General features: G+C 67.7%; 18 protein-coding genes. 16 read left to right on the top strand and 2 right to left on the bottom strand.

Features of this window, described 5'->3' with window-relative positions; translation table 11 throughout:
- The first annotated feature begins 28 nt into the window (after positions 1-28).
- The 15 genes from LRA89_RS03335 (at position 29) to LRA89_RS03265 (ending at position 15,025) form a co-directional block, all read left to right on the top strand.
- Positions 29-967 (top strand): isoaspartyl peptidase/L-asparaginase family protein, encoded by a 939-nt coding sequence (locus LRA89_RS03335; RefSeq protein ID WP_230769009.1) that lies wholly within the window; start codon positions 29-31, stop codon positions 965-967.
- Positions 964-1,356, top strand: a complete 393-nt coding sequence (gene gloA2, locus LRA89_RS03330; RefSeq protein ID WP_230769008.1) for an SMU1112c/YaeR family gloxylase I-like metalloprotein — start codon at positions 964-966, stop codon at positions 1,354-1,356. Before LRA89_RS03335 ends, gloA2 begins: the two co-directional genes overlap by 4 nt.
- A gap of 10 nt (positions 1,357-1,366) precedes the next feature.
- On the top strand, positions 1,367-2,209 hold the full coding sequence (locus LRA89_RS03325) for a S1/P1 nuclease (protein ID WP_230769007.1): 843 nt from the start codon (positions 1,367-1,369) through the stop codon (positions 2,207-2,209).
- Between the two features lie 84 nt (positions 2,210-2,293).
- Positions 2,294-2,602 (top strand): hypothetical protein, encoded by a 309-nt coding sequence (locus tag LRA89_RS03320; RefSeq protein ID WP_230769006.1) that lies wholly within the window; start codon positions 2,294-2,296, stop codon positions 2,600-2,602.
- 244 nt (positions 2,603-2,846) lie between these two features.
- A complete protein-coding gene (locus tag LRA89_RS03315; protein ID WP_230769005.1) occupies positions 2,847-4,502 on the top strand; it encodes a GGDEF domain-containing protein in 1,656 nt (551 codons plus the stop codon).
- Between the two features lie 67 nt (positions 4,503-4,569).
- Positions 4,570-6,264 carry a long-chain-fatty-acid--CoA ligase gene (locus LRA89_RS03310; protein ID WP_230769004.1) on the top strand — a complete coding sequence of 565 codons (1,695 nt, stop codon included), beginning with the start codon at positions 4,570-4,572 and terminating at the stop codon, positions 6,262-6,264.
- A gap of 395 nt (positions 6,265-6,659) precedes the next feature.
- Positions 6,660-7,970 carry a tRNA (N6-isopentenyl adenosine(37)-C2)-methylthiotransferase MiaB gene (gene miaB, locus LRA89_RS03305; RefSeq protein WP_268934892.1) on the top strand — a complete coding sequence of 437 codons (1,311 nt, stop codon included), beginning with the start codon at positions 6,660-6,662 and terminating at the stop codon, positions 7,968-7,970.
- The gene (locus tag LRA89_RS03300; protein ID WP_230769003.1) at positions 7,967-8,536 is read left to right on the top strand and encodes a hemerythrin domain-containing protein; all 570 of its coding nucleotides are present in this window, start codon (positions 7,967-7,969) and stop codon (positions 8,534-8,536) included. Before miaB ends, LRA89_RS03300 begins: the two co-directional genes overlap by 4 nt.
- Before the next feature lie 252 nt (positions 8,537-8,788).
- Positions 8,789-9,847 (top strand): NAD(P)-dependent alcohol dehydrogenase, encoded by a 1,059-nt coding sequence (locus LRA89_RS03295; protein ID WP_230769002.1) that lies wholly within the window; start codon positions 8,789-8,791, stop codon positions 9,845-9,847.
- A gap of 426 nt (positions 9,848-10,273) precedes the next feature.
- Complete coding sequence (locus tag LRA89_RS03290) at positions 10,274-11,275, top strand: PhoH family protein (protein ID WP_056493958.1); 1,002 nt, start codon at positions 10,274-10,276, stop codon at positions 11,273-11,275.
- A 52-nt stretch (positions 11,276-11,327) separates the two neighbouring features.
- Entirely contained in the window at positions 11,328-11,570 is a 243-nt protein-coding gene (locus LRA89_RS03285) for a type II toxin-antitoxin system VapB family antitoxin (RefSeq protein ID WP_230769001.1), read from the top strand.
- Positions 11,567-11,962, top strand: coding sequence for a type II toxin-antitoxin system VapC family toxin (locus LRA89_RS03280; protein ID WP_230769000.1), 396 nt, complete (start codon positions 11,567-11,569; stop codon positions 11,960-11,962). The genes LRA89_RS03285 and LRA89_RS03280 overlap by 4 nt, the downstream gene beginning before the upstream one ends.
- Complete coding sequence (gene ybeY / locus LRA89_RS03275) at positions 11,959-12,471, top strand: rRNA maturation RNase YbeY (RefSeq protein ID WP_056493952.1); 513 nt, start codon at positions 11,959-11,961, stop codon at positions 12,469-12,471. Before LRA89_RS03280 ends, ybeY begins: the two co-directional genes overlap by 4 nt.
- Positions 12,472-12,481: 10 nt before the next feature.
- Positions 12,482-13,390, top strand: coding sequence for a hemolysin family protein (locus LRA89_RS03270; protein WP_055755586.1), 909 nt, complete (start codon positions 12,482-12,484; stop codon positions 13,388-13,390).
- 294 nt (positions 13,391-13,684) lie between these two features.
- Positions 13,685-15,025 (top strand): PQQ-dependent sugar dehydrogenase, encoded by a 1,341-nt coding sequence (locus LRA89_RS03265; RefSeq protein ID WP_230768999.1) that lies wholly within the window; start codon positions 13,685-13,687, stop codon positions 15,023-15,025.
- Positions 15,026-15,138: 113 nt separating this feature from the next.
- Here the strand turns inward: LRA89_RS03265 and LRA89_RS03260 are convergent, their stop codons facing one another.
- On the bottom strand, positions 15,139-15,441 hold the full coding sequence (locus LRA89_RS03260; RefSeq protein WP_055755584.1) for a polyhydroxyalkanoic acid system family protein: 303 nt from the start codon (positions 15,439-15,441) through the stop codon (positions 15,139-15,141).
- 29 nt (positions 15,442-15,470) lie between these two features.
- The gene (locus LRA89_RS03255) at positions 15,471-15,803 is read right to left on the bottom strand and encodes an SMR family transporter (protein ID WP_230768998.1); all 333 of its coding nucleotides are present in this window, start codon (positions 15,801-15,803) and stop codon (positions 15,471-15,473) included.
- Positions 15,804-16,001: 198 nt separating this feature from the next.
- Between LRA89_RS03255 and lnt the strand changes: the two genes are divergently transcribed.
- Positions 16,002-17,531 (top strand): apolipoprotein N-acyltransferase, encoded by a 1,530-nt coding sequence (lnt, locus tag LRA89_RS03250; RefSeq protein WP_230768997.1) that lies wholly within the window; start codon positions 16,002-16,004, stop codon positions 17,529-17,531.
- Positions 17,532-17,543 lie beyond the last annotated feature (12 nt).

Genomic DNA, 17,543 nt, shown 5'->3' with positions numbered 1-17,543 from the left:
CCTTTTCGCAGTCCACAGGAACGTCGCCATGTCCGCCTCCCCCACTCCTTCCTGGACGCTGATGATCCACGGCGGCGCCGGTGTCCTGACCCGCGAGACGGTGAGCGCCGCGACCGACGCGGCGGCACGCGCCGGGCTGGACGCCGCGCTCACCGCTGGCGAAGCGGTGCTGGCGGCGGGCGGCGCGGCGCTCGACGCGGTGGAGGCGGCGGTGCGCGTGCTGGAGGATGACCCTACGTTCAATTCGGGGCGCGGCGCGGTGCTGACCTATGACGGAGGGATCGAGCTGGACGCGGCGATCATGGACGGGCGTACCCGCGCGGCGGGCGCGGTGGCGGGCGTCACCCGCAGCCGCCACCCCGTCACACTCGCCCGCGCCGTCATGGAGCACAGCCCGCATGTCCTGCTCGCCGGCAAGGGGGCCGACGTGTTCGCGACCGAACAGGGCGTGGAACAGGCCGACCCCGACTGGTTCCTGACGCCCGCGCGCCGCGCGCAACTCGACGCGATGAAGGCCGATCCCGACAACTGGTTCGATGTCGACATGAAATACGGCACGGTCGGCGCGGTCGCGATCGATACGCACGGCCATGTCGCCGCCGCCACCTCGACCGGCGGCGTCACCGCCAAACGCTGGGGCCGGGTCGGCGATTCGCCGCTGATCGGCGCGGGCACCCATGCCGACGACCGGTCGTGCGCGGTCAGCGCCACCGGCTCGGGGGAGTTCTTCATCCGCATCGGCGTCGGCCACGAGATCGGCGCGCGCATCCGCTTCACCGGCGAAGACCTGCAAACCGCCGCCGATACCGTGCTGGGCGAGGTGCAAGCGCTGGGCGGCACCGGCGGGGTGATCGTCACCGGCCCCAAGGGCGATGCGGCGTGGAGCTTCACCACGCCGGGCATGTTCCGCGGCCGCGCCGACGCCGCCGGCACGCGGCACGTCGCGATCTATGGTGACGAGGCATGAGTGGCCTTGCCGCGCTCCACCATGTCGCGATTATCGGCTCGGACTATGACCGCTCGAAACGCTTCTACCGCGACGTGCTGGGCCTGAGCGTGATCCGCGAAGTGTATCGCGCCGAACGGCAGTCGTGGAAATGCGACTTGCGCGTGGGACCAGCGCAGATCGAGCTGTTCACCTTCCCCGAGAGCCCGCCCCGCCCGTCGCGCCCCGAAGCGCTCGGCCTGCGCCACCTGGCCTTCACCGTCGCCGACATCGACGCGGAGGTCGCGCGACTGGCCGGGCACGGCGTGCCGTGCGAACCGGTCCGTGTCGACGAGCATACCGGACAGCGCTTCACCTTCTTCACCGACCCCGACGGCCTGCCACTGGAACTGTACGAAGCCGCAAGCTAACGCCAACCCCATGATTCGCCGCCTGATCCTCGCGCTTGCCGCGCTGTTTGCCGCCTCGCCCGCCCATGCGTATTGGGAGTTCGGGCATGAAAGCGTCGCGACCATCGCAAGGCTGAACGTCCGCCCCGAAACCCGCGCGGCGATCGAGCGTATCCTGCGGCATCAGGCGCTGCTGGAGACGCCGACCTGTCCGGCGCGGACGATCGAACAGGCGAGCGTGTGGGCCGATTGCGTCAAGCCGCTCGGCGAGCGGTTCAGCTATGCCTATGCGTGGCATTACCAGAACGTCGACGTGTGCAAGCCGTTCGACCTGAAATCGGCGTGCAAGGACGGCAATTGCGTGTCGGCGCAGATCGAGCGCGACGTGAAGCTGCTGAAGGACCCCAAGGTGCCGATGCGCGAAAAGGTGCAGGCGCTGGCCTTCCTCGTCCATTTCGTCGGCGATCTGCACATGCCGCTCCATGCTGGCGATCGTGGCGATCTGGGCGGGAACCGGGTGAAGGCCGATTACGGCGTCTATGCACCCGAGCGGTTTAACCTCCATTCGATCTGGGACGGGCCGCTGGCCGAGCGCGCGATCTCGACGCCGCCGTCGATCCTGCGCGTCTATACCCCGGCCGAGCGCGCGGCCGTGCAGGCGGGCAGCGTCGAGGACTGGAGCCGCGATAGCTGGACCGTCAGCCGCGACTATGCCTATGCCCCCGCGCTCGGCGGCGATGCCTGCGCGCCCAAACCCACGGGCCGGGTGAAGCTCGATGATGCGACGATCGCCCGGCTGGTGCCGATCGCGCAGGATCAGGTGCGCAAGGGCGGCCTGCGCCTCGCCCGCCTGCTCGACGAGGCGCTGGGATAAGGGTGTTGCGCACCGGCTGACCGCATGTCAGCTTGGCCCCCGACAAACGGACCGTGACCGACACGGCCGGCAAAGGGGACGGGGATGCGGAAATCGATGACGATGGCGGCGGCCATGGTGCTGGCGTGCTCGGCGGCGGGCTGTGGTGTGGCACCGGGTGCGGGCGGCCCGGAGCTGACGGTGGCCGGCCCCAGCGCGGCGGTGGAGGCGTTCGTCCGCGCACAGGGCGCGCACCGCCCGACCCGGATGACCAGCTTTCCGCAGGCGCTGGGCGACGGCCGGTCGAGCGCGCGGGTGATGATGCCGATCGGCACCCCCGCCGCCGCGATGCAGGCATTGTCGCAGGAAGCGGTCGCCGCCGGCCTGCGCTCGATCGTCGTCGCGCCGCGCTGAATCCATGTTTTGCGGTGCCGGCCCGCTCCCCCACCCGGCCACCCACAGCGTATCCTGAATGGGTGGCCGGGTGAGGGTAGCCCAGCAAAGTATTACTTTGCTGGGACCCGTGGGGGAGCGGGCCGGCACCGCCTCGAAACTCGCGCTTCCGCGCGGTTCCGGCAAAACCCGCATTTACCGAAAATTGTCGGCTGTCGTGCATCATCGGGCGATGGAGTCGCGGGTTCGGCACATTTGGGCGATCATGTTGCTGGCGCTGGCAGTATTCGCTGCCACGCCGGCATCGGCGCAGGCCGGGATCATCGGCGATCCGGTGGCGCTGTGCGTCCGCCCGGCACAGCCGGGGGACAGCGTGCGCGCGATCCTCGCCGAACCTGCCCGGTTCGACTGCGCGACGCCGCAGCAACACTTCGGACCCGGCGACTATTGGGTCCTGTCGGGACCGGTGCAGCGGCATGACGACGATCACGGCGCGCTGCGCGTCCGCCAGGCCAGCCTGTGGCAACGCGCGCTCACGCTCTATGCGATCCGCGACGACGGACGGATCGAGGGGATCGCCAGCGACGCATCGGGGGTCAGCGGCCATCTCCGCCTCGGCGCGGTGGTCGAACATCGCTTTGATGACCGGCCCGGCACGATCCGGCGGCTGTTGTGGCGGATCGACGGGGCGGCCAACCTGCGCGGCATCGTGGTCGGCGCGCGGATCAGCGACGATGCCGACAGCATCCGGTCGGACCTGCTGCTCGCCGGCCTCTATGCCGGGTTCGTCGGACTGTGTACCGCGCTGCTGATCTACAATCTCGCGCTGTGGAAGGCGCTGCGCCATGATTTCCAGATCGCCTATTGCGCGATGCTGCTGTGCCTGAACCTCTATGCGCTGTCGTCGTCGGGGGCGCTCGCATGGCTGGTCCCCGACCTGCCGAACAACAGCCGGATCACGCTCAACCATGTCGTGCTGTCATGGGCGACGGCGGCGGCACTGGCGTTCAGCCGGCGCTTCTTCGAACCGCGCGTCTTTACCGGCTGGGTCGGGCGGTCGACCGATGGCGCGGCGATCGCGTTCTTCGCGCTCGGTGCCGTCTTCATGGCGTTCGCGCCCGTCGCGATCCGGCTGCTCGACCAGGTCTATTCGGTGATGTTCATGGGCGTGCCGCTGGTGGTGATGCCGATCCTGTGGCGGGCATGGGCACGGCGCAGCAATTACCTCTGGCTGTTCTCGCTCACCTGGGCATCGCCGATCGGCATGGTGGTGATGCGCGGCCTGTATAACCTGAACCTGATCGAGTGGAATTTCTGGATCGACAATTCCACGCTGCTGGCGATGAGCGCGGAGGCGCTGCTCACCAGCCTCGCCATCGCCTATCGCATCCGCCTGCTCAGCATCGAACGCGACGAGGCGGTGCGACAGGAAGCGATCAGCCGCGAGCTGGCCGATACCGATCCGTTGACCGGACTGCTCAACCGCCGGGCGTTCATGGCGCGCGCGATCGCGGCGGACGGTCCGCGCACGCTGATGCTGTTCGACATCGATCATTTCAAACAGGTCAACGACACCATCGGCCATGACGGCGGCGACGAGGTGCTGCGCATCTTCGCCCGCGTGCTGCGCGATCATCGTCAGGACGGCGTGCTGCTGGCGCGGATGGGCGGCGAGGAATTCGCGATGCTGGGGCCGGCCCGCGCCATGCCCGATCCCGATGCGGTCCTCTCGGTCGTCCGCGCGCAGAACATGCCGTTCGACCTGCGCGTCACCACCAGCATCGGCATGTGCCACGGCCCGCTCGCCAACGAGGGCGACTGGAAAAAGCTCTATCGCCTCGCCGATCAGGCGTTGTTCCATGCCAAGGCGGCCGGGCGCGACCGCACCGAACGCGCCCGCCCGCTCGCACTCGCAGCGTGAAATCTCGCGGTTGCACAAACTGCAACCCGGCTTGCGGTACTCGCAACTACTGCTAACATTCATGTCAATGAGCAGCGCCGTCCCCCCGCCCGCCCGCTATGGTCATCCCGTGCCATGGGATACCCCGATCCCGCCGATGTCGATGGTCGACCTGTTCGAGCAATCGGCCGCCAGACGCGGGCCGGCACCGCTGATCGACTTCCTCGGCCGGCATTACAGCTATGCCGAAACGAAGAACGGCGCGGACCGGGTGGCGTGCGGCCTCGCGCGGATGGGCTATGCGCCGGGCGACCGCATCGGCCTGTTCCTGCCCAATGTGCCGCATTACATCGCCGCCTATTACGGCATATTGAAACTGGGCGCGACGGTGGTGAACTTCTCGCCGCTCTACACCGCGCAGGAACTGGCGGCGCAGGTCGCCGATTCGGGCACGAAGCTGCTGTTCACCCTGTCGGCCTCGGCGCTGTTGCCGACCGCACTCAGGGTGCTCGACGACAGCGCGCTCGAACGGCTGGTGGTGGGATCGGTCGCTGGCGCGCTGCCACCGGCCAAGTCGCTGTTCTACCGCTGGTTCCGCTCGGGCGAGGTGACGGCGCGGCCGCACGATCCGCGCATCACCGCCTTTTCCGCGCTGATCGCCAACGACGGCGGCTGCGCGACGCCGGCGATCGACCCGGAACGCGATCTGGCGCTGATCCAGTACACCGGCGGCACCACCGGCAGTCCCAAGGGCGCGATGCTCAGCCACGCCAATCTGGCGGCCAATGCGCGGCAGGTGACATGGCTCGATCCCGATCGCGGGCAGGCGGTCGACCGCATCCTCGGCGTGCTGCCGTTCTTCCATGTCTTCGCCAATACCTGCGTCCTCAACCGCACCGTGCTGTCGGGCGGGGAGATCGTGATGCTGCCGCGCTTCGACGCCGGACAGGTGCTGGCGGCGATCGACCGGACGAAGGCGACCGCGCTGCCCGGCGTGCCGACGATGTACCGCGCACTGCTCGACCATCCGCGCCTGAAGCAGACCGATTTTTCCTCGCTCGCCCACTGCATCTCGGGCGGGGCGCCGCTGCCCCCCGAACTGAAGGCGCGGTTCGAGGCGGCGACCGGCGCGACATTGGTCGAGGGCTATGGCCTGTCGGAAAGCTCGGGCGTGGTGTCGTGCAACCCTTATGCCGGGGTGCAGAAGCCCGGCACCATCGGCCAGCCGATCGCCGGCACCCGAGTCCGCCTCGTCGACAAGGAGGATGCCAGCCGCCCCGCCCCGGACGGCGAGCCGGGCGAGATCGTGGTGGCGGGGCCGCAGATCATGGCGGGCTACTGGAACCGCGCGCAAGCCGACGACACGACCTTTTGCCACGATGCCGATGGCACGCGCTGGCTGCGCACCGGCGATGTCGGCATGATCGACGAGGACGGCTTCATCCGCATCGTCGACCGGTTGAAGGACATGATCGCGGTCGGCGGGTTCAAGGTGTTCCCCAGCGAGATCGAGCGCGTGCTCTATCACCACCCGGCGGTGCGCGAGGCGCTGGTGATCGGCCTGCCCAGCGACTATCGCGGCGAAAGTCCGCACGCCTATGTCACGCTGACCGACGATGCCGGGGTCGACGGCGAAGCGCTGAAGGCATGGCTCAACCCGCAACTGGGCAAGCACGAGCGCGTCGACGAGGTCGTCGTCCGCCTCACCCTGCCCAAGACGATGATCGGCAAGCTGAGCCGCAAGGACCTGATCGCCGAGGTGATGGCCGAGCGGGGCGTCTAGGGCCTGACCCGTTTCACCGCACGTCATCCCAGAGAAGGCTGGAATCTGCCGGTGACAGCACGCGACAGGAACCGCTTGAGGCTCCGGCTGAATCGCAGAAGAAGATCGATTTTCACGCGAAGGCGCGAAGGTACGAAGAAGGAAGTTTTGGTTCGCGCAGAGGCGCGGAGGCGCGGAGAAAGTGCGCTCGCCGCGCCAGCGGCTCTCCACTCTCGGCCGCAGCATGAGACAAGGCTTCGCCGGACAGGCTGACACCTCCTGCTTTATATCCTCTCTGCGTCTCCGCGCCTCTGCGCGAACCAATCCCTTCTTCTACCCTCCGCGCCTCCGCGTGAACCAACCTTCCCAAACCCCGACCCTTCCGACCGCGGCCCAAATCCGGTACAGGCCGCCGGATGACCACCACCCCCAAGACCTTCCACGTCAAGTCGTTCGGCTGCCAGATGAACGTCTACGACGGCGAGCGCATGGCCGAATTGATGAGCGCCGAGGGCATGACCGCGACCGACGATCCACACGCCGCCGACCTCGTCGTGCTCAACACCTGCCACATCCGCGAACGGGCGACCGAAAAGGTCTATTCGGACATCGGCCGCATCCGCAAACACGGGTCCGATCCGATGATCGCGATCGCCGGCTGCGTGGCCCAGGCCGAAGGCGCGGAGATCGTCCGCCGCGCCAAGGTGGACGTGGTGGTCGGCCCGCAAGCCTATCACAACCTGCCGAAACTGGTCGCGCAGGCGGCGTCGGGCACCGCGCAGCTCGACACCGACATGCCGGTCGAATCCAAGTTCGCCCACCTGCCCGCGCGCCGCCGCGTGGGGCCGAGCGCGTTCCTGACCGTGCAGGAAGGCTGCGATAAATTCTGCACCTATTGCGTGGTGCCCTATACCCGCGGTGCCGAGATCAGCCGGCCGTACGCGCGCGTGCTCGACGAGGCGAAGGCGCTGGTCGATGCCGGCGCGCGCGAGATCACGCTGCTCGGGCAGAACGTCAACGCTTGGGCCGACGCCGACGGGCGTGGGCTGGACGCGCTGATCCGCGATCTCGACCGGATTCCGGCGCTGGAGCGCATCCGCTATACCACCAGCCATCCCAACGACATGACGCAGGGGCTGATCGACGCGCATGGCGATGTCGAGAAGCTGATGCCGTTCCTCCACCTGCCGGTGCAGGCGGGCAGCGACCGCGTGCTGAAAGCCATGAACCGCAGCCACACCAGCGACAGCTATCTGCGCATCCTCGACCGGGTGCGCGCGGTGCGCCCCGACATCGCGCTGTCGGGCGATTTCATCGTCGGCTTCCCCGGCGAAACCGATGCCGAGTTCGAGGAGACGCTCAAGCTGGTCGACGCGGTCGGCTATGCGCAGGCGTTCAGCTTCAAATACAGTCCGCGCCCCGGCACCCCCGCCGCCGACATGGGCGGCGACGTTCCGCTGGCGGTGATGGACGAACGGCTGCAACGGTTGCAGGCGGCGCTGCTGCGCGACCAGAAGGCGTTCAACGACGCTACCATCGGCCGCACCTGTCAGGTGCTGGTCGAACGCGAGGGTCGACAGGCCGGACAGATGCTCGGCAAGTCGCCGTGGCTGCAATCGGTCCATTTCATGACCGACTCGAAGGTCGGCGACATGGTCGAGGTCGAGGTCGTCGGTGCCGGCCCCGTCTCGCTGTCGGGCGTGGAGCGGATGCGGGCGGCGGCGTGAGCGACCTGACGCTGGGCGGGCGCGGCGGCATCGGCGACGACCTTGCCTATCTGCGCGCGGCGCATCCGCAGCCCGGCTGGCGCGGCCACACCAATTTCGGCCAGCTCGCCGATTTCTGGCTCCACGTCCACGCGAGTCTCCGCGCCGAGGCGGCGGCGATCGATACCACGGTCAAGGCCCTGCTCGGCGGCAGGCTCGATCCGGCCGGGTTCCAGCGGCGCTTCGTCCCCGAACTGAACCGCTTCCTGCAACACCTCGATGCGCATCACCGGATCGAGGATCACGCCTATTTCCCCAAGTTCCGCGCGCTCGACCCGCGCATGGCGGCAGGCTTCGACCTGCTCGACGCCGATCATCACGCGATCCACGCCGCGCTGGTCGCCAATGCCGACGCCGCGCGCACGCTCCTCGCCGCGCTCGGCGGATCGGGCGCGGCCGACCGCGCAGCAGCGGATTATGCCGCGCGGACCGATGCGTTGCTGGGGCTGCTGCACCGCCATCTGGCGGACGAGGAGGATCTCGTCATCCCCGCGATGCTCGAACACGGCGAACGTTCGCTGGCGTAATCCCACCATCGTCACCCCGGACTTGTTCCGGGGTCCACCTCACCGCACCCGCAGCACCCGTTCATCGAGCGGAAGCGCCTGCCGCACGGTGGACCCCGGAACAAGTCCGGGGTGACGGAGGTGTCGTTTGGCGCAACCAGTCCCCGCCCGGTCCGAAAAATCCATATCGCGATATAATATATCAGCAACCAAAACTGTCGTGCGGCATTGCACGCGGGGAATCCCCTACCCTTTCACGGAAAGCTCCCCGCCATGACGACCCCCGCCCAAGGCTATGCCGCGCAGAGCGCCGACGCGAAGCTTGCACCCTTCTCGTTCGAACGCCGTGACCCGCAGGCCACCGACGTCGCAATCGACATCCGCTACTGTGGCGTCTGCCACAGCGACCTGCACACCGCACGCGGTGAATGGCCGGGCACGCTCTACCCCTGCGTTCCGGGCCACGAGATCGTCGGCACCGTGACCGCCGTCGGCAGCGACGTAACCAAGTTCAAGGCGGGCGATACCGTCGGCGTCGGCTGCATGGTCGATAGCTGCGGCGAATGCCCGTCGTGCCATGAGGGCGAGGAGCAATATTGCACCGGCACCGGCTTCGTCGGCACCTACAACGGCCCCGATCCGGTGCTGGGCGGCCACACCTTCGGCGGCTATTCGGACCATATCGTCGTCGATCAGGATTTCGTGCTGAACGTCCGCCACGACGAGAAGGACCTCGCCGCCGTCGCCCCGTTGCTGTGCGCGGGCATCACCACCTATTCGCCGCTCAAGCACTGGGGCGTCGGGCCGGGTCAGAAGGTCGGTATCGTCGGCTTGGGCGGTCTCGGCCACATGGGCGTCAAGATTGCGGCGGCGATGGGCGCCGACGTCTATGTCTTCTCGACCTCGCCGAACAAGCGCGACGACGCGATCCGGCTGGGGGCCAAGGACCTGATCGTGTCGAAGGACGAAGACACGATGGCCGAGCACGCCGGCAGCTTCGACTTCATTCTGAATACCGTCGCTGCCGCCCACAACCTCGACCAGTTTCTGGGCCTGCTCAAGCGCGACGGCACGATGACGCTGGTCGGCGTGCCGGAGACGCCGCATCCCTCGCCCTCGGTCGGCACACTGGTTTTCGGCCGCCGCTCGCTCGCCGGGTCGCTGATCGGCGGCATCGCCGAGACGCAGGAAATGCTCGATTTCTGCTACCAGCACGGCCTGACGGCGGACATCGAGACGATCGCGATGGACGAGATTGAGACGGGCTATGACCGGATGCAGAAGAGCGACGTGAAATACCGCTTCGTCATCGACATGGCGACGATGAAGTAGCGGTCGGGTTCGACGGGGCGCAGAAGAAGATTGGGTTCACGCGGAGGCGCGGAGGCGCGGAGAAGAAGCATAAGGCGTTTTCGCGCAGAGGCGCAGAGGACGCAGAGGGGTTGGAGAACAGGACCGGTTCGATCCTCCGACGAAGCCCTGTCCCCTGCTGCGGCCGGGAATGGAGCGCCGCTGGCGCGGCAGGCCGTCCGTCTCTGCGTCCTCAGCGCCCCCTGCGCGAAAACTCCTTCTTCTCCGCGCCTCCGCGCGAACCAAAGCTTCCTTCTTCTTCGTACCCGTCGCGCGAACAAACACCGAAAACACCCCTTCCCCCGGCCCGCGCCATCTGCCACCTTCACGCATGATGCCGCCGCGCCCCGCCGCCTCCGTCCCGACCGGCCCCGCGCGCCATCCCGTTCCCGTACCCGAAAGGATCGCATGAGCCGCAAGCCCGTCCCCGCCCAGGCCGGCCAACGTGCCCGCGCCGAAGTCACCTTCGACAAGCCGCAACTCCTCCCCCGCCTGTTCGGCGAATTCGATGCGAACCTGCTCGCGCTGGAGGAACGGCTGGGCGTCTATATCACCGCACGCGGCGACCGCGTGGGCATCGAGGGGTCGGCCGAAGCCGTCGCCCATGCCCGCGAGGTGCTGAACGAACTGCACCGCCGCCTGCTGCGCGGGGAGGCGATCGATCCCGGCCTGATCGACGCGGTGATCGCCATGTCGTCGCAACCAGCACTCGACGGCATCTTCCGCGCGGAAAATGGCGAGGGCGCGCCCTCGATCATGATCCGCACCCGCAAGAAGACGATCGTACCGCGGACCATCGCGCAGGCCGGCTACATGCGCCAGTTGCTCGACCACGACATCATCTTCGCGCTGGGGCCGGCGGGCACCGGCAAGACCTATATCGCCGTCGCGCAGGCGGTGGCGCAGCTCATCACCGGCAGCGTCCAGCGCCTCATCCTGTCGCGCCCGGCGGTCGAGGCGGGCGAGAAGCTGGGCTTCCTGCCCGGCGACATGAAGGAGAAGGTCGATCCCTATCTCCGCCCGCTCTACGACGCGCTGAACGACTGCCTGCCCGCCGAACAGGTCGAACGCCGCATCCTGTCGGGCGAGATCGAGATCGCGCCGATCGCGTTCATGCGCGGCCGGACGCTGGCCGACGCCTTCGTCATCCTCGACGAAGCGCAGAACACCACGCCGGCGCAGATGAAGATGTTCCTCACCCGCTTCGGCCAGAACAGCCGCATGGTGGTGTGCGGCGATCCCAACCAGACCGATCTGCCCGGCGGTGTGCAGGCATCGGGCCTTGCCGACGCCACCCGCCGGCTGGAGGGGATCGAGGGCATCGCCTTCGCCCGCTTCGGCGCGGGCGACGTGGTGCGCCACCCGATCGTCGGCCGCATCGTCGAGGCATACGAGGGCAAGGACGCTTGAAGCCCGGAATATCCCGCATTAGCTTGCGGGATATTCCCCCGGAGGCCGGACGATGGCATCGCTGTATATCAAGGACGAAAAAACCAATGCTCTGGTCGATCGGCTGGCCCGCCTGCGCGGTACCAGCAAGACCGAAGCGGTGCGCCGTGCGGTAGAAGCCGAACTGACCCGAAATCGCCAGACGGCGTCACCACGCGAGCGACTCGAGGACTTTTACCAACGCTATCCCGTACCCGAGTCCAGCGGCCTGGCGGCGGACAAGACGTTCTTTGACGATCTGTCCGGTGATTTGTGACAACCTTCATCGACGCATCGGTACTGGTCGCCATTCTGGCGCGCGAACCTGACTATCTGGAGCAAAGCAGCCGACTGTTTTCGGCGGAAAACCCCTTGTGGTCGCCGATTTCGCGGTGGGAAACGATCAGCGGCGTGGCGCGGGCGACGAAATACGGCGATAGCTTGTCCGCGCAGATCACCGATGCCTTTGCCGAGGAGAACGGCCTCGTGATGGTTCCGATCGGCGAACCCGAAGCGCGTATCGCCACTGAAACACACCACCGCTACGGCAAGGGTCGCCACGACGCGAAACTCAACATGGGCGATTGCTTCGCCTATGCCTGCGCCCGTACCAACGACGCCCGCCTGCTCTACAAGGGCGACGATTTCGCAAGGACCGACCTTTCATGATCGACATCGCCGTACAGGCAGAGGCGGACTGGCCGCAGGATACCGACTGGGAGGCGCTCGCCACCCGCGCCGCGACCGCGCTGATCGGCCGCACGCCTCAGGGCGGCTGGCTGACCGACCCGGCGCTGATCGAGGTCGCGGTGCGGCTGACCAGCGATGACGAGGTCCAGACGCTCAATCGGCAATATCGCCAGAAGGACAAGCCGACCAACGTCCTGTCCTTTCCGATGATCCAGAGCGACCTGCTCGACACGGTGACGCAGAACAGCGACGACGGCGAGGTGCTCTTGGGCGACATCGTCCTCGCCCACGGCGTGTGCGCCGCCGAAGCGGCCGAGCGCGGCATTTCGGTCGCCGATCATGCCACGCACCTCATTGTCCATGGCTGCCTGCATTTGCTAGGTCACGATCACCAGAATGATGCCGAGGCGGAAGCCATGGAGGCGATCGAGCGTTCGACGCTCGCCGAACTCGGCCTGCACGATCCCTATCCCGTTACAGAGGACTGACACGACCATCATGGCCGACGTTTCGACCAGCACCACGCCCGGCGACAGTAGCAGCGGCGAAGGGGGCATATGGCGCGGCCTGCGCTCGCTGATCTTCGGGACCGAGGCCAGCGAGACGCTGCGCGAACGGATCGAGGAAGTCATCGCCGCGCACGAGGAGGAACATGACGCGCAGGTGAAGGGCGACCTCTCGCCGATCGAGCGCAAGATGCTGCGCAACATCCTGCATTTCGGCGAACGCGACGCCGGCGACATGGGCGTGCCGCGTGCCGACATCGTCGCGCTGGAGGAAAACACCCCCTTCGCCGACGTGGTGAAGATCTTCGCCGAGGCGGGGCACAGCCGCCTGCCGGTGTACCGCGAAAAGCTCGATACCGTCGTCGGCATGGTCCATGTGAAGGACGTGTTCGCGATTCTCGCCAAGGGCGAGGAACACCCCCCGACCGCAATCAGCCTGCTGCGCCAGCCGCTCTACGTACCGCAGTCGATGGGCACGCTCGACCTCTTGGCGCAGATGCAGGCCAGCCGCACCCACTTGGCGATCGTGCTCGACGAATATTCGGGCACCGACGGCCTCATCACGATCGAGGATCTGGTCGAGGAGATCGTCGGCGCGATCGAGGACGAGCATGACGAGGCTCCGACCGACCTGTTCGTGCCGCTCGATGGCGGCGCATGGGAGGCGGATGCCCGCGCCGAGCTGGAGGACGCCGCCGAACTGATCGACCCGCGGCTGGGCGAAGTCGACGAGGACGTCGAGACGCTGGGCGGCCTCGCCTTCGTGCTGGCGGGCGAAGTGCCCAAAGAAGGGACCTGCCTCGACCACCCCTCGGGCTGGAAGATCGAGATCGTCGCCGCCGACACCCGCCGCGTGCTGCGCCTGCGCCTCCACCCGCCGGTGTCGACTGAGGACGAATAGGGCAACCTCCTCCACTCCCTGATAAGGGATGGGCCGGGGGTGGGTCGGTTCGGGGCGAGTGCTGCCGTTCCGTCGTGGACCTACCTGTTCCACCTCGCAACCAACGTCGCCCCGGCGAAGGCCGGGGCCTCAAGCGACGCTTGTCGCGCATCAGCCCCGGGAGATCCCAGCCTTCGCTGGGATGACGCTCGCTTCAAGGCAGGTGAATCAGCCTGAGCCTCTCCCCCACGAAAATTCACCCCCACCCCCCGGACACCGCTTCCCCCCGCCCCCGCGCCCGCCTATTCAAGCGGAATGCGCAAACACGTCATCCGCCTGACCATCATCGTCATCGTGCTGCTCGCGCTGCTGGCGTTCTATCTGACGCGGCCCGACCGGGCACGCTTCAGCGAGCAGGCGGTGACCGGCCGGACCCCGCAACTCTCGCAGGCGCGGCCGCAGCGTATCCCGACGGTCCGCGTCGCCGAACCGATCGGCTGGGCCGATGGCCAGACGCCGACCGCAGCCGCCGGCTTGCAGGTACAGGCGTTCGCCAAGGGACTCGACCATCCACGCTGGCTCTATGCCCTCGCCAACGGCGACGTGCTGGTGGCGGAGAGCAACAGCCCGCCGCGCGAGGGCGGCGGCATCACCGGCTGGTTCATGAAGCGGTTCATGGACCGCGCCGGGGCGGGCACCCCCTCGGCCAATCGCATCACCCTGTTGCGCGACGTGAACGGCGACGGCGTGGCGGAGAGTCGCAGCGCGCTGCTGACCGGGCTGAACTCGCCGTTCGGCATGGCGGTGGTCGGCGACTGGCTCTATGTCGCCAACACCGACGCGCTGGTGCGCTATCCCTTCCGCGTTGGCCAGACCAAGATCACCGCCGCAGCGGAGAAGATCGTCGCGCTGCCCGGCGGCGGCAACCACTGGGCGCGCAACGTCGTCGCCGCGCCCGATGGCAAGTCGCTCTACGTCAGCGTCGGATCGGCGTCGAACATCGCCGAGAATGGGCTGGACGTCGAAAAGAACCGCGCCGCGATCTGGCAGGTGAACCCCGAAACCAAAAGCTTCCGCATCTATGCCACGGGCCTGCGCAACGCCAACGGCATGGCGTTCGAACCGCGCAGCAAGGAGCTGTGGGCGGTGGTCAACGAACGCGACATGATCGGGTCGGACATGCCGCCCGATTATCTGACGAAGGTGGAATTCGGCGGCAACTATGGCTGGCCGTGGCATTATTGGGGCGGCTACATCGACGATCGCGTCCAGCCGCAGCGGCCCGATCTGCGCGAATATGTCGTCCGCCCCGATTATGCGCTGGGCGCGCATGTCGCGCCCTTGGGCCTAGCCTTCACCGATGCGATGCGGCTGGGCGACCGCTTCGGCAATGGCGCGGTGGTCGGCCTGCACGGATCGTGGAACCGGGTGCCGCCATCGGGCTACAAGGTGGTCTATGTGCCGTTCGGCACCAACGGCTTTCCGCTGCCCAACAGCCGCCCGGTCGATCTGCTCACCGGCTTCCTGACCGCCGACGGCAAACAGGTCCACGGCCGCCCGGTGGGCGTGATCGCCGACCGCACCGGCGCGATGCTGGTGGCCGACGACGTCGGCAACGTGATCTGGCGCGTCAGCCAGCCGCTGGCGGCGCGCTGAGGCCCTCCCTCCGTCATTCCGGCGAAGGCCGGAATCCATGGATGGGTGACGGCAGCGATAGAGTCGCCAGCACCCGACACAATGGATTCCGGCCTTCGCCGGAATGACGAGCGTTACTTGAGAAGTGCCGGCCCATCGCGCCCCAGTTTCTCACGAATCTTCGCCGCGAACAGCGCCAGCATCGGCGGCAGGTCGAGCACCGCATGGACATGCGTGTCGTGCAGCTCGCAGCGCGCCTGCACGCTCTGCCCCATCGCGCTGACGGTGAAGTGGAGCGTATCCCCCTCCCACCGTTTGTCGTGCATCGTGCCGCCGGGGATCATGCCCGCCAGCTTGTCGATGCCGCCATCGATTCGCGTCCGCACCCCTGCGCGGCCCAGCTTGTGGGGAATGTCGACTTCGACCGGCTGTGTCATGAACGCTCCTGTACGGTGATATTCCCCAGTTAGTGCGCCACGCTGCGCGAAAACAGGTTCATCACCACCACCCCGGCGATGATGAGCGCCATGCCGGTGAGCGCCGCCCCGTCCAGCCGCTGCCCCTGCCACCCCCACGCGATCCCCGCGACCAGCACGATCCCCACCCCCGACCAGATCGCATAGGCGATCCCGGTCGGCATCGTGCGCAGCGCCAGCGACAGGCAATAGAAGGCGACGGCATAGCCGACGACGGTTACGATCGAGGGGACGAGGCGGGTGAATCCCTGCGTCGAGCGCATCATCGAGGTAGCGATCACTTCGGCGACGATCGCGACGGCGAGCCAGGCATAGGCGGTCATGCCGGTACTGATACCGCGCGACGGCGGCCAAAATAACCCATGTTCGTCACCCCGGACCTGTTCCGGGGTCCACCGTGCGGCAGGCGGCACGGTACGGGACGAACGACATTGCCGACGGAGCCGTGGACCCCGGAACGAGTCCGGGGTGACGAGGGCCGGGAACAACTCCCCCTTGCACCCGCCCGCCCCACGGCGGATATGCCGCGCGTGTCTGCGCTCCTCGCTCTCCTCGCCGGCCTGACCTCGGCCTTTGGCTTCGCGCCGCTCGAATGGTGGCCGGTGACGCTGGCCGCGTTCGCGCTGTGGCTGTGGCTGGTCCACCGCGCGCCGAGCCTCAGGACCGCGCTGTGGCGCTCATGGCTGTTCGGCGTCGGCCATTTCACCATCGGCAACAACTGGATCCAGCACGCCTTCGACTTTCAGGACCGGATGCCCCCCGCGCTTGGCTATGTTGCGGTCGTCGGCCTCGCGCTCTATCTCGCGATCTATCCGATGCTGGCGGGCGGCTTCGCATGGCGGCTGGGGCGGCGCGGCGAGCGCCCCGACCTCGGCTTCGTCCTGATCGCCGGCGCAGGCTGGATCGTCACCGAATATTGTCGCGCGGTGGTAATGACGGGCTATCCATGGAACCCGGTCGGCGCGATCTGGGTCCCGACCCCGCTGCGCCATCTTGCCGCCTTCACCGGCACCTACGCGCTGTCGGGGCTGACCGTCGTCGCCAGCGCCGCGATCCTGCTGCCCCGGTCGCGCGTACGCTACGCCGTGCTGGTCGGGCTTGCCGTGCTGATGGCCGGGTTCGCATGGATGGAACGCCCCACCACCCCGGCCATATCGTCCGACGCGCCGCGCGTGCGCGTGGTCCAGCCCAATGCTGGCAAGGAGGAGCAGAATCAGCCGGGGTATGACGATCGGGTATTCGATACGCTGGTCGCGCTGTCAGGGCGGCCGGGACCGGTTCCCCGACTGGTGATCTGGCCGGAAGGTGCGGTCAACCCGCCGTTGGAGGATGGCTATCCCCCCGAATGGTATCCGCAGTCCCCGTTCCTGCTGCGCACGCGCATTGCCGAGACGCTGGGGCCGCGCGACGTCGCGTTGGTCGGCGGAACCGCCCTGTTCTTCGATCGCCAGCGCCGGATCGAAGGGGCCGGCAATTCGGTGTTCGCCATCACCGCCGATGCCCGCATCATCGGCCGGTACGACAAGGCGCATCTGGTGCCGGGCGGGGAATATCTGCCGTTGCGCTCGATCCTCCAGCCGCTCGGCCTGTCGCGACTGGTGATGGGGGATGTCGATTTCCGCCCCGGCCCCGGCCCAGCGACGATCGCGGTTCCCGGTTTCGGCGATGCGGGGATGCAGATCTGCTACGAGATCATCTTTTCCGGGCAGGTCGTCGACCCGACGCACCGGCCACGCTTCATCGTCAATCCGTCCGTCGATTCATGGTACGGCAGTTGGGGGCCACCGCAACATCTGGCGCAGGCCCGGCTGCGCGCCGTCGAGGAGGGGTTGCCGGTGTTGCGCTCCACCACCAACGGCATTTCGGCGGTGATCGACGCATCGGGCGCGCTGGTTGCAACCATCCCTATGCGCCGCGCCGACGCGATCGAGGTTCCGATCCCCGCCCCGCACCCCCCGACCCTGTTCGCGCGGCTGGGCAACTGGCTGGCGCTGGCGATGATAGTTTTGCTTAGCGGCCTCGCGATTGCCATCCGCCGCGCCGCGCGCTAGGGCCATGGACAT

The organism is Sphingomonas sp. Leaf4, assembly GCF_920939515.1.
Lineage (GTDB): Bacteria > Pseudomonadota > Alphaproteobacteria > Sphingomonadales > Sphingomonadaceae > Sphingomonas.
Note: the sequence above shows the minus strand (reverse complement) of the source record. Positions and strands in the feature narration are given on the sequence as shown.